A 13,430-nucleotide genomic window follows, 5' to 3' on the forward strand; every position below is an offset into this window, starting at 1 on the left:
GAGCCATTTGGCTCCATTTTGTTTTATAACGCAGCCATGCTGCACTCTAAAAAGCCTAGTCCAACTGATGACTTCGTTTGTCTGACAGCGTAAAATTGGCCGCTATACCTCGCTCGCTCAAGCTTATTTGTTTACACCAAGTTTAGCGCCCGTTTACCTATCAAAAGATATTAACTGCCCATGTATTTAGCTCAGCACTGTTTTACCCCGTTCAAATCGGCTATCGATAGTTACGAGCTGCCACAGCGTTTTACCTTCCCGTTTTACTATGAGCCTCACCCGTTGTGTATATTGGCAGTCTCTGAGCTGCAAGAGTACCTGAGTACTCAAACTGATTGGCAACATAACTTTGGTTTAGAAGGTGAATTAAGCTCTGAGTCAGATAAAGCTATCGGCAAGATGTTTGGCGTACTTATCGTGCGTAATTCAAGCGGGCAGCTTGGATATTTAGCGGCATTTTCAGGAAAGTTAGCCGAGCAAAACTTACTAAATGGTTTTGTGCCACCGGTCTTTGATATGTTGGCCGAGGAAAGCTTTTTTCATGGCGGTATGCAGGCGCTTAACCAGCTTACTGAGCAACTAAAAAGTGCCCAGAGTAATCCAGATGTTGCTAAGCTCTGTGCTGAGTTAGCACAATTACGCAGCCGAGCTGAAAGCGAGCTAGAAGCGATACGTGCGCAAATCATTGAAAACCGTAAAACACGTAAACAGCGCCGCATAAGCATTGAAAATCAACAAGCTCCCGCAGCACTTAGTGAGCTAAATGTACAGCTAGGTAAAGAGAGCGTCGCCGAAAAATTCCATCTAAAAGCCACAAAGCAGCAATGGGATTCTCGATGCGATGAAGTCGCCAGCCAACTTAATGAGTTGCAGTCTGAGATAACATCACTCAAAGCGACCCGTGCTCAACACTCTAATAATCTACAAAAACAGATTTTTGCGCAGTATCAGTTTTTAAATCAAGCTGGCGAGTTAAAAGATCTCAACCAGATCTTTAAAGACAGTCCAACCCAGCAACCACCAGCAGGAGCTGGAGAATGTGCCGCCCCTAAACTGCTGCAATTTGCCTTTAAGCACGACTTAACGCCTATAGCTATGGCTGAGTTTTGGTGGGGCGTATCGCCTAAATCTGAAATCAAGCAGCATAAAAACTTTTATGGCTCATGCCAGGGCAAATGCCAACCGATTCTAAGCCATATGCTCGAAGGAATTGAGATGGATGAAAATCCATTACTGACCAATCCTGCTGAAGGTAAATCGTTAGAGATTATCTATCAAGATGACGTCATGGCTGTGGTTAACAAACCCGCCGAGTTCCTCTCGGTACCAGGCAAAAACGTCACTGACTCAGTATTTGCTCGTATGAAGGCGCAATTTCCACAGGCGACTGGTCCGCTTATTGTTCATAGACTCGATATGTCTACGTCTGGCTTAATGGTCATAGCCTTAACCCGTGAAGCCAACAAGTCTTTGGCGCAGCAGTTTATTGCCCGCACGGTAGAGAAGCGTTATGTAGCGCAAGTATCAGGTGTGGTTGAGGGCGAACAAGGCGAGATAAGTTTGCCGCTCAGAGGCGATATTGATGACAGACCAAGACAATTGGTCTGTTATGAGCATGGCAAACATGCGCAAACTCATTGGCAAGTAAAGTCGCGCAGCACCAATTCCACTATGTTGTATTTGTACCCGCACACAGGGCGTACTCACCAACTTAGAGTGCACTGCGCTCATCATGAAGGCTTACATCTACCCATTATTGGCGATGATCTTTATGGCAAGAAAGCAAACCGCTTACATCTGCATGCTCAGCGTTTAGTACTAAACCACCCTGTTACTAGAGAAAGGTTAACTTTTGAAGTCGATGTCGACTTTGAACAAAACGTTTGATTTACAGCGTTCTGGCTAAGAGCTTTGCTCTAAACAGCCCCGTTTAATAGGCTGACATAAAGGGCTAACATAATGAGCTAACATAAAAATGTTAGCCCTTATTCGCAAGCCATGTGCTCCCAACGAGCGATGCATGACTTAATCAAGGTAAAAACGCTATCGATTAAGCAAGTGCAGGTTCTGCTTTAGCCTGTAACGCTTGTAGCGCCTGCGCCAACTTTTCAATTGCCACTCGAATGGCTGTTGGCATGGCATCAAACTCGACACTTAGTAGCAAGTTTTTCACCTCAAGCCCAAGCTCTGTATCGCCTTCAATGCTAAGTTTACGCTGGAAAAACAGCGTATCAGGATCTTCTTTTGCCGCGGCGATCAGTAACAACTCTTTTGATTGAGCGGTAAAGGTGACTTCTGCATCTTGTAGTTGACGAACTTGCCATGTATCGGTGTAAGTCACTTCAAATGTCAGACCTAAATCTTCGATATTAATTGCCACCCAGCGACCCTCTAGAAAGTCTAATTCTTCATCGGCAGCTTGCTCTGCTAGCAATAAACCTAAGATGCGCTTTAGTAAATCTGCTTTTAGCGTAAATGGCACGATAGCTAATGGACGCGCAATGACTTTTGGCCCAATTTCGAGCACTTTATGAGCTAACTTGTGAGGAAAAAAACCTTGCATGTAAATATGTATCCAAAATGAGGCAAAGAAGCGAATATTACCTAGATTTTATGATCACAAACCTGTTTTACATCAAAAATATGATCTTCATTCCCTTTTAAACTCCTGTTTCAATATTTTTGGAGCATCCATATGGAATTACTGTGCCCCGCGGGAAATCTCGCATCCCTAAAAACCGCCCTCAATGCAGGTGCAGATGCGGTCTACCTCGGTCTGAAGGACGATACTAATGCACGGTCGTTTGCTGGTTTAAATTTTACCCCGAAGAAACTTCAGCAAGCCGCCGAATATACAAAGAAGTGTGGCAAGAAGATATTTTTGACCATCAACACCTTTCCTAAACCGGGCGAAGAAAGCCGCTGGTATCAAGCAATTGATCTTGCGGCAGATACCGGTGTTGACGCCTTGATCATGGCCGATTTGTCTTTACTCGATTACGCCCATAGCAAATACCCACATCTGCCCTTGCACCTTTCGGTTCAAGCAAGTGCAACCAACTTAGGCGCGCTTAAACTTTATAAACAAGAATTTAATATCGAGCGTGCTGTATTGCCACGGGTTTTGTCGATGAAACAAGTGCGCGATCTCGCTAAGGTCACTCCTGTCGATTTAGAGGTTTTTGCCTTTGGCAGCTTATGCATTATGGCCGAAGGTCGCTGCCACTTATCTTCTTACGTCACAGGTCAATCACCTAATACCGGCGGCTCTTGCTCACCAGCAAAGCATGTTCGTTGGCAAGAAGTCGGAAGCGATCGTTTAACTCTGTTAAATGATGTGCTAATCGACAAATCAGGCCTCGATGAGCAGATGGGTTATCCCGTAGTGTGTAAAGGCCGTTACACAACGACCGAAAATAATACCCCAAGTCATATTCTTGAGTCGCCAACAAGTCTTAACACTTTAAGCTTGTTACCTGAACTCGCCAAAGCCAATGTGGTATCGCTAAAAATTGAAGGTCGCCAACGTAGCCCAGCCTATGTAGAGCAAGTCACCAAAGTATGGCGCGCCGCCATCGATAGCTATATGTCTGCCCCTGAAAAATACCAGACTCAACGGGAGTGGGATCTAGCACTGGCAAAAGTCTCTGAGGGACAAACCACCACTCTCGGCGCGTACGAACGCAACTGGCAATAGTCTTAGGCTAAAAAGGACATATAATGAAAATCTCACTTGGCCCATTGCAGTATTGCTGGGAAAAACAAAAAGTTAATACTTTTTACGAGCAAGTTGCCCAAAGCAATATCCCAGTGATCTATTTGGGCGAAACGGTGTGTAGCCGTCGTCGTCAGCTTAAATTTGCCGACTATTTTGCACTCGCACAAATGCTCAGAGAATCAGGTAAACAAGTCGTGCTATCAACCTTAGCGCTGCTAGAAGCACCATCGGAATACACTGAGCTGCAAAAACATGTCGATAACGGCGAATTTATGATTGAAGCCAACGACATGGGTGCGGTACAAGCGGCTAAAGAGCGCAACTTACCTTTTGTCTGCGGTCCAACGGTTAATAACTACAACTTTGCGACATTGAAGAAACTGCAACAATGGGGCATGCAGCGTTTTGTCATGCCGATTGAGTTATCAAAAGAGTGGCTAACTCATGTTATCGAGGCAGAAAAACCAACACCTTTTGAGGTCGAAGTCTTTGGTCACGGTTATCTGCCACTTGCTCACTCTGCCCGTTGCTTTACCGCACGCCAGCAAGGCTTGCAAAAAGATGACTGCCAAATTGTGTGCCTTGCCAACCCCAAAGGGCTGCTGGCGCAAACAATGGATGACCAACCACTATTACGACTAAATGGTATTCAGACTCAATCGGCGAGTTTAATCGACCTATCGAGTGAAGTTGAGCAGATGAAATTGATGGGTGTCGACTATTTCAGGGTATCGCCAAATAGCCTACAGAGTATTGAAATCGCCGAGCAAATTTTATCACAACCAACAACTGATAAAACCTTAGCTTGTAACGGTTACTGGCATCAAGGTGCCGGTTTTGAGCAGATGCCAAACCCATAAATGACTAGACGGGTTAAATCAATTAGTAGTAATAATTATTTTTCACCCCTTTAATTACTAATACCGTCCACAATAAATAGGTGGCTAAGCCGGCCCACATTATAACCGCTGGCCACCATAATTCTGGGCGCGAGGATTTAACTAACATCTCGTTATAAAAAGCTTCATTCCCCTCAGTAAAGCCTAGCTCTAACCAAGGTAAAAACAAAAACGCACTCATTATAATCAAAGCCAATAATCCGCTTATTTTACTACCTAGGCTAAAACGAACCTCTCTGTCTGCTACTAAAAAGCAGCCATAAAATAACAAACTGCAGCAAGCAAAAACAAAGAAATACTTAATCGCAATGACATGCAAGTGATAAACATTTATCGGAAAAAGGCCCATGGCAGCGAAAGAAAAATAACTTAAGCCAAGGCTAATGTAAAAAGGGAAACGCCATGAAGATTCACCGAGTTGTAAGCTCAATAAGCAAAAAAGCACTACACAAAGGCTGCCAAAAAACAATCCGCCATTCATAACCACAGCATATTGCGAGTGCCCGTAGTTACCTAGCTCACTTAACGTATGGTTCAAGAAGTTAAAGCCACTGCCGTCAAACTGCTCGAACAGCGCTATTGATAAGGCTAGACCGAGCACCTGACCGAATATGCCAAGCATGCCAAACCTAAATGCTAACCTTGAAACTTTATTGTATTTCTGAACCAGCATAGTTTCCTATTTACTCTTTCATTAACACTAATTAATGTATCGTGAATTGTCTTAAAGTAACGAGCGCTGGCTCAGAGTTTTAAGAAACACTTAAGCCACTTTTACGTTGCCTATCTGTTATTTCTATAGTTTACCGATAACTAATTCAAGTAATTTATAACAATCCACACAAAAACAATCTAAAAATCATAGACTAAATAGACAATAATCCCAAAAAACGCTGTAAAAAAGTCAGTAAACTTTGTTATCCAGTAACTTGATTAAAAAAACGCTTCAAAAATTTTAAACGTTTGTATTAATAATATATTCTAACGCCTTGTGTTAATGCATTGTAATGATTAAACAATGCTTTTGCTGTCACAGGGACTAATAATGACAATTCAGCCAGCAAGGTTAATCAACCAGGAAGTAAAGTTAACAGCAAATGACCAGCTTATATCGACGACCGATAGGCGCGGTGTGATCACCTATGTCAATCAACGTTTTGTTGAAGTATCAGGTTATAGCGAAGCCGAACTCATGGGGAGCCACCATAATATGGTACGCCACCCTGATATGCCCAAAGCTGCTTTTAAAGAGATGTGGTCAAAACTAGAACTTGGGCAATCTTGGCGTGGTGTTGTTAAAAATCGCTGTAAAGATGGTAAACATTATTGGGTTGATGCGTTTGTTTCCCCCTTATTTGATAAAGGACAGCTTGTCGGTTACCAATCCGTGCGCATGCAAGCAAGCTCCCATTTAATCAACCAAGCATCACTGATATATCAACGCCTAAATCAAGGTAAGCGAGTTGATGACCCTATCAGCCTAGCTAATAAAAGAGTCTTATCCGCGATTTGCGCTAGCGCAGGTTTATTAGCAGCTGGAGCATTTTGGGGCTGGGGAGTCATTGTCGCAGGTGTCGTCTTAATGTTGGTCAATTTAGCGATTTTTTACGATGAGGCCTTTAGAGTTCCAGCACGACTAATGAAAATGAAGCAAGACTATGACTCAATTAGCCGCTTTATTTACTGTGGTCGTGATACTTCTTCATTGCTCGATTTTCAGTTAATGATGAAAGATGCCAAACTTCAAGGTGTACTTGGGCGCTCACAAGACAACGCCGAGCATATAGAAGACATTGCCAGCCAACTTATTGCCGCAGCAGAGCAAACCCATGTAGGTTTAGATATTGAAAATCAGCAGATTGAACAAATTGCCAGTGCCACCGAAGAGATGGGGGCCACCATTAATGATGTCGCTAAAAATACTCAGTCGACATCAGACAGCGTGCAACAGACCTATCAAGTTTGCCACGACAGCCGTGAAAAGATGCAGCAAAATGCCCTCAGCATTAACCAGTTATCAGACTCTGTTGCTGACGCAGCCGCCAATGCACACCTATTAAATAAGGAAGCAGAGGAAGTTGCTAGTGCCATGTCAGAAATAGACTCCATCGCAGAACAGACTAACTTGCTAGCCCTAAATGCCGCAATAGAAGCTGCTCGCGCAGGTGAGCAAGGACGAGGTTTTGCAGTCGTTGCCGATGAAGTGAGAGCGCTCTCTAGCCGAACTCAACAATCAACAACCAGCATATCGAAAAGTGTCGATAAAATGTTCGCCATGTTGACCGAATGGTCAAAACAGATGGATAACAGCAAATCTAAAGCATTATTATGCAGCCAAGATGCTGAACTATCCGCTCGAATGGTCGACAACATCTACCAATCAATGAAAGAAATCCAACAATTAGCGTTACAAAATGCCGTAGCGGCTGAACAACAAACCTTAGTCGTCAGTGAAATAAACCAAAATATCAGTCACATTAGTCAAGCGTCGAGTGAAAACCTATGCGCGGTTAACTTAGTCGAGGCTTCGGTGAAGGAGTTAAAGTTCAACGCCGAAAAAGCAAAATCTCTGAGAAAAACATTTAGTTAATTCTTCTTTAAATCCTCAAGTGGCCGTCACAATCTAAAGTTGACGGCCAAAACAAACCACAAGAAAGCAACCGAAGCGCAACATTAATAAACATTTGTTTTAAAAAGATTTAACCACAAAAAAGTTTTGTGCTTTTTTGCAAACTTCCGATACAATATAAATAATCATATTGAGCTAATAACTATTCGACCGTAGTGAATTACACTAGTTAAGAATCGTAATAATATTGCTTAGATATTTTAAGGCGAATATATCGCTGACTAACAGTTGAATGGATATTCAATAATTTATCTGTTTATGCATAAGCACCAGTTTATTGTCATAAAGCAAAACTCGTTATTTAGGGTGTAAATAAAAGTGTCAGAACAAAAAACCCACAACATGAAAACAATACTCACGTTTATCGTGCCATCACTCATTGGCTTAATGCTATTTATGATGCCGATTAACTATAATGATGCCATTACAATTCCAATTGCTATCATCTCTAAGGGCTTACAAAACCTGTTAAGTGATGTGTTAGTTGGCGTGGTAACTGCGATTGTTATTTTCACCGCTATTGCTTCATTACTTACTAAGGTACTTAAGCCTCAGTTTATTGTTGAGCAACGATTTTTAAACTCGCTATTTAACGTCAGCCCAATTTGGTTGATCGTACGTGTACTTGGCGCCATTTTTATTACATTGACCTTTTTCAATGTTGGGCCAGAAGCTATTCGCTCTGGCGGCACAGGCGCTTTAGTCCTAAATGATCTATTGCCGGTATTGTTCTCAGTATTCCTATTTGCGGGTATGTTACTGCCGTTGCTACTTAACTTCGGTTTGCTAGAACTACTTGGAACTATGCTGACTAAAGTAATGCGCCCTATCTTTAACTTACCCGGTCGCAGTGCAATTGACTGTATGGCATCTTGGTTAGGTGATGGTAGCGTGGGTATTTTAATGACGAGCAAGCAATATGAAGCTCGCTTTTATACTCAAAGAGAAGCTGCTGTTATTGGTACCACCTTCTCTGCTGTATCAATCACTTTCTCATTAGTTGTGATCTCACAAGTTAAGCTAGAGCATTTGTTTGTACCTTTTTATCTAACTGTTTGTCTTGCCGGTTTTGTGGCTGCGATTGTTGTACCTAAACTACCTCCACTATCGTGGAAAAAAGATATCTATGTTGATGAAACGCCACGCCATGCAGATGATGAAATGATCCCTGCCGGTTACAACGTATTTTCTTGGGGTATGCATCAAGCACTAAATAAAGCTTCTGCAGCAGGCGGCATCAAGCACACTCTTATCGATGGTGTTAAGAACGTCGTAGATATGATTTTTGGCGTGATCCCTGTGGTTATGGGTATCGGTACTATCGCGCTAATGATTGCTGAATTTACTCCAATCTTTGAATACTTGGGTATGCCTTTTATTCCTTTACTAGAGCTATTACAAGTTCCAGAAGCGGCAGCGGCATCAAAAACCATTATGGTTGGCTTTGCTGACATGTTTATTCCTGCAATTTTAGCCAGCTCTATCGAGTCAGATATGACCCGCTTTATCATTGCGACCTTGTCTGTTACTCAGCTTATCTATATGAGTGAAGTAGGTGCACTTCTAATTGGTAGTAAAATCCCAGTTAATTTCTTAGAGCTATTCGTAGTATTCATTCTCAGAACACTAGTAACACTGCCTGTTATCGCAGGTGTTGCTCACTTAATTTTCTAAGCAAAATTGATTAAATAAGGAGCGAATAATCGCTCCTTTTTTTATGTCTAAGCCAAGCAGAGGTTTATAGCTGTTAGAATCAACTTAGTTGCAGCACGTCATAAAGCTGCCACAAATCGTTCATCTTGCCGTCAACAAGCTCTTTTACGCTAGCGCCATCCCCCCCCTGATATGGCAAGTCTATGAGCAAGCAGCCACACGAAAAATCGCGCTTTTCATGCACTAATTCCGTTAGCCCTATCAACTCAGATATAGCATCGATTTGCGTTAACGCTATCTGGTTGTCCGATGTACATTTAGGTAGCAAAGACTGTAAAGCAGAGTATCTATTGCAGTTTCTACAACAACTTGAAACCGAATCTTTATACCTCGTTGGTGACATCTTTGATGTATGGGCGCTCAAGCGTCGTGTTTACTGGCCTGAGTCTCATAATAAAGTGCTGCAACAGTTTCTAAAAATGGCTCGTGATGGCGTAAAAGTGGTTTATATTCCTGGTAACCACGACGAAGTATTAAAGCCCTATAGCGGCTTTCACTTGTGGGATTTATCCATCTTTAATGAATATATACATTGCGGGGTAAACGGCCACAAATGACTGATGTTGCACGGTGATCAATTTGACTCAGAGGTCTGTATTGGTCGCGCTTATGCAAAGCTCGGTGATCACCTATACGATTTACTGCTTTTCTTAAATCGCGGCCTGCACAAAGTGCGCAGTCTATTGGGTTATCCTTATTGATCGCTGGCTAGCTATGTAAAACTCAAAATAGGTAAAGCTCAGCAAGCAATTAACGACTATCAGTCAGCAGTCATTCGTTATGCTCGGACAAAGAATGTTGACGGGGTGATCTGCGGCCATATCCACCAGCCTGCAATCAAATTTGATAACAAAATACTCTACATCAATGATGGTGATTGGGTGGAAAACTGCACATTTGTCGCAGAGTCACGTCAGGGTGATATCCAACTATTTCAATGGCAACAAACTGCAGTGCTGATTAGCTCCCATCAGTTCCCCTCACAAGAAACATCAAAAAAGGTCAAACGCGTCGCATAATTAAAATGCTAATGTTCAAACCTACTCAAAATCTATTGCTATATTTCTTGTTCATTATTATGACAATAATCATGATATTTGCCGTCAATAAAGCCGCACAAATAAACTAAAACCCAAAGCACAGTCGTTAGCTAGATTACCACCGGTAAGTGCTATAACTAAACGATGATTGAGCTATTGAGCTAGCATCAATTTTAGCTGCTAGGTGCTTTAATCGAGCGTTCTTTATCAAAAGAGCTATTCATCGATAACCCTATATCAATAGCCACGCGCAATAAAAAAGCCAGTCACTGCTGACTGGCTTGTACGAGTACCTTAAAACATAAGCCTAGATGATTAAATCGCCCAGCCACCCATATAAAATGCGACTAAGCCAATCGTAATAGCCAGTACACCCAACTTAATTTGACGCCATTCACCACTGCAAATACGGCCAATGACTAACGTCACAAAGCCAAGCATAATACCGGTCACGATATTACAGCTTAAGATGATAAATACAGCGCAAGTCAGTCCCGCCATTGCATCTACTTTGTCGTTAAAATCAAGCTTAGTCACATTGCTTAACATCAACAAGCCTACATACATGAGTGCCGGCGCAGTTGCATAAGCAGGTACTAAGTAACTAAGAGGCGCTAGGAACATCATCAATAAAAATAGCAAACCAACGATGGTTGCTGTTAGACCTGTTTTACCACCAGCAGCAGTACCAGCAGCAGATTCAATATAAACAGCAGCCGGAGCGCCACCAACGGCACCAGCAAATATACTACTTACCGAATCAGAGGTAAGTGCTTTACCGCCACCAATAATATTGTCTTTATCATCTAACAACTCAGCTTGACCAGCAACGGCACGAATAGTGCCTGTTGCATCAAAAATAGCTGTCATCACAAGGGCTAACACGATAGGTAATACCACTGGGTTTAACGCTCCCATGATATCAAGTTGGCCAATAAGTGACTTGTCAGACATAAGGTCTGGTAATGCAAACAAGCCTTGGTAAGTCACGCTTGGGTCAAAGATTAAGCCAAAAATAGATAAAGCGATAATCACCAACAAAATACCGCCAGGCATACCCCGACGCTCTAAACCAATCGTCGCCGCGAGACCAATAACGGTTGCAATAACAGGTAAGCTATGAATATCACCTAAAGCGACTGGCAAGCCTGTCTCGTTTGCCACAATTAACTTGACGCTATTAGTAGCAATTAATAATAGAAACAGACCAATACCAATACCGGTACCGTGTGCGATACCTTTAGGAAGATTAGTCAGTACCCACTGACGTACACCCGTAACACTCACTAACGTAAATACGATACCCATTAAGAAAATAGCACCTAATGTCACAGGAATTGAGATCCCTTGACCGAGTACCATACTAAATGCGGTAAATGCGGTTAATGAAATTGCGCAGCCAATCGCCATCGGCAAATTTGCCCACAAGCCCATTAGCAATGAACCAAATGCAGCAATTAAACAGGTGGCAACAAATACTGCACCGGTATCAAAACCGGCTGCACCTAGCATATTCGGTACAACAATAACCGAGTACACCATGGCTAGAAACGTGGTTAATCCAGCGATAACTTCGCGTCTTAATGTACTTCCACGAGCAGAAATATTGAAGTAGCGATCCAGAAATGAATCGTTAGGAGTTGTAGCGCTTGCTTGAGCCTGATCAGACTTCATCATTGTTATACCTTTTGATCTCTTAAATTGGGCTAAACCAACTGAGCTCAGTTGGGGACAAGGCTATGGCAGGTAGAGCCCCGACTAACAATATCGGGTGAGAGATCCACTGACGCCTGTAAAAGCGACAGTGACCTGCGAGCAAAAAATGCCTGGTAAAATTTACTCTTACCAACACAGCCTTTGTTGGCGCGGAGTTTACAGCAATCAAGTTCTCGGCAATAGTTTACTGCAAACTTTTTTGATAACCATCAACAAAAAATGTCTACTACGGTATCTGTAATAGGCATTATCGCTATCTTGCTTAAAAACAATCAGTGCAATTCGCTGCTTAACGACGTTTCTTGCCACCTAAAGCACGCTTTTTAGCTCTTTGTCTTTGAGCCGCTTTACTATTTTTACGGCTAGGTTCTTCCATCTTAGTTAAGTCTGGCTCAAAACCAGCTAACCACTGTTGTGGCAAACGTTTATCTAAGACTGACTCAACCTCTTCAAGTAACAAGGCGTCATCTTCGCTATAGAGTGTTATTGCTGTACCTGTATTACCTGCACGGCCAGTTCGACCTATACGATGTACAAAATCTTCGGCAACAAACGGGATCTCATAATTAACCACCACTTTAAGTTCAACAATATCCAAGCCACGAGCCGCGACATCTGTAGCCACTAAAGCTTTAATTTTTCCTTGCTTAAAGTCGTTAAGCACTTGCTCACGAGCTCCTTGTCCTAAATCACCATGAAACGCCTTAGTTTCAATGCCCGATGCAAGCATTTTTTCTGCAATCTGATCCGCGGTTTGCTTTTTACGACTAAATATAAGTACTTGGTGCCAATCGTTCTTATTAATTAAATGACAAAGTAGCGCAACCTTACGGTCACTATCGACGGCATAAACAACTTGCTCAACACTTCCTGATGCACTATTCGCCTTATCAACTTCAATCCGAAGTGGTTTATGGAGCAATTTTTTACTTAAGTCAAAAATTGCGCTGCTAAACGTGGCTGAAAACAACATGGTTTGCCGTTTTGCTGGCAGCTGTTTGAGAATAGCGCTAATCTCATCCATAAAGCCCATATCAAGCATACGGTCGGCTTCATCAAACACTAAATATTTTATCGTTGAGAGATGCAATGAACCGCGACGAACGTGATCTAATAAACGCCCTGGTGTTGCGACAATCACATCAACGCCTGCTGCTAACTTAGACGCCTGCGCATCGATACTCACCCCACCGTATATGACTAAACTGGTGATATCTGTATTTACAGCATATTGGTTAACGTTAGTACTCACTTGCACAGCGAGCTCACGAGTAGGCGTTAACACCAACACTTTTGGCTGCTTAGCTTCTTCCGTTGAATCAGACTTTGTTAGATCGAGTAATTGTTGCAATATAGGTAAAGTAAATGCAGCGGTTTTCCCCGTCCCTGTTTGCGCACTCGCCATAATGTCTTGGCCAGCTATAATTGCCGGGATAGCCTCAATTTGAATCGCCGTTGGCTGCTGATAGCCTTTTTGTGCAAGCACGCTTAAAAGTTTGTCACTTAAAGCAAGTGATGAAAATGACACGCTGACAATCCTTGAAGTAAACAGGTAAATTATGCTGAAGTTTACCAGAAAAAACACTGTAACTCGCAATGCTCATTGCGCTCAATACTCATCAAACTGCTGACAATCGGATATCACAAATTTTTTGAGCTTATTAAATCTGTTTTGCCAAACGTCAATTTTGAAGACTCTATATCTCCAACAGAAC

General features: G+C 42.4%; 11 protein-coding genes. 7 read left to right on the forward strand and 4 right to left on the reverse strand.

Annotated features, from left to right (window positions below):
- The first annotated feature begins 180 nt into the window (after positions 1-180).
- Positions 181-1,887, forward strand: a complete 1,707-nt coding sequence (locus AB4298_RS15615) for an RluA family pseudouridine synthase (protein ID WP_371987437.1) — start codon at positions 181-183, stop codon at positions 1,885-1,887.
- 163 nt (positions 1,888-2,050) lie between these two features.
- Here the strand turns inward: AB4298_RS15615 and ubiT are convergent, their stop codons facing one another.
- Complete coding sequence (gene ubiT / locus AB4298_RS15620; protein WP_248998638.1) at positions 2,051-2,563, reverse strand: ubiquinone anaerobic biosynthesis accessory factor UbiT; 513 nt, start codon at positions 2,561-2,563, stop codon at positions 2,051-2,053.
- 132 nt (positions 2,564-2,695) lie between these two features.
- Between ubiT and ubiU the strand changes: the two genes are divergently transcribed.
- Both ubiU and AB4298_RS15630 read left to right on the forward strand, forming a co-directional pair.
- Positions 2,696-3,697, forward strand: a complete 1,002-nt coding sequence (gene ubiU, locus AB4298_RS15625; protein ID WP_248998639.1) for a ubiquinone anaerobic biosynthesis protein UbiU — start codon at positions 2,696-2,698, stop codon at positions 3,695-3,697.
- A gap of 23 nt (positions 3,698-3,720) precedes the next feature.
- Entirely contained in the window at positions 3,721-4,578 is an 858-nt protein-coding gene (locus AB4298_RS15630) for a U32 family peptidase (RefSeq protein ID WP_371987438.1), read from the forward strand.
- 22 nt (positions 4,579-4,600) lie between these two features.
- Here AB4298_RS15630 and AB4298_RS15635 read toward each other — a convergent pair whose 3' ends face one another.
- Positions 4,601-5,239: a DUF998 domain-containing protein gene (locus AB4298_RS15635; RefSeq protein ID WP_371987439.1), complete on the reverse strand. Its 639-nt coding sequence runs from the start codon at positions 5,237-5,239 to the stop codon at positions 4,601-4,603.
- 423 nt (positions 5,240-5,662) lie between these two features.
- Between AB4298_RS15635 and AB4298_RS15640 the strand changes: the two genes are divergently transcribed.
- The 4 genes from AB4298_RS15640 to AB4298_RS15655 all read left to right on the forward strand — a co-directional run bounded on the left by AB4298_RS15640 (position 5,663) and on the right by AB4298_RS15655 (position 9,978).
- On the forward strand, positions 5,663-7,207 hold the full coding sequence (locus AB4298_RS15640) for a methyl-accepting chemotaxis protein (protein ID WP_371987440.1): 1,545 nt from the start codon (positions 5,663-5,665) through the stop codon (positions 7,205-7,207).
- Positions 7,208-7,588: 381 nt separating this feature from the next.
- On the forward strand, positions 7,589-8,920 hold the full coding sequence (locus AB4298_RS15645; protein ID WP_248998756.1) for a YjiH family protein: 1,332 nt from the start codon (positions 7,589-7,591) through the stop codon (positions 8,918-8,920).
- Between the two features lie 182 nt (positions 8,921-9,102).
- Positions 9,103-9,516, forward strand: a complete 414-nt coding sequence (locus AB4298_RS15650; protein ID WP_346347778.1) for a UDP-2,3-diacylglucosamine diphosphatase — start codon at positions 9,103-9,105, stop codon at positions 9,514-9,516.
- Between the two features lie 324 nt (positions 9,517-9,840).
- Complete coding sequence (locus AB4298_RS15655; protein WP_371987441.1) at positions 9,841-9,978, forward strand: hypothetical protein; 138 nt, start codon at positions 9,841-9,843, stop codon at positions 9,976-9,978.
- Between the two features lie 336 nt (positions 9,979-10,314).
- Here the strand turns inward: AB4298_RS15655 and AB4298_RS15660 are convergent, their stop codons facing one another.
- Both AB4298_RS15660 and AB4298_RS15665 read right to left on the reverse strand, forming a co-directional pair.
- Positions 10,315-11,673, reverse strand: a complete 1,359-nt coding sequence (locus AB4298_RS15660; RefSeq protein WP_248998757.1) for an NCS2 family permease — start codon at positions 11,671-11,673, stop codon at positions 10,315-10,317.
- 331 nt (positions 11,674-12,004) lie between these two features.
- A complete protein-coding gene (locus AB4298_RS15665) occupies positions 12,005-13,243 on the reverse strand; it encodes a DEAD/DEAH box helicase (protein ID WP_248998643.1) in 1,239 nt (412 codons plus the stop codon).
- Positions 13,244-13,430 lie beyond the last annotated feature (187 nt).

The organism is Shewanella sp. 10N.261.52.F9 (genome assembly GCF_041471165.1).
Classification (GTDB): domain Bacteria; phylum Pseudomonadota; class Gammaproteobacteria; order Enterobacterales; family Shewanellaceae; genus Shewanella; species Shewanella marinintestina.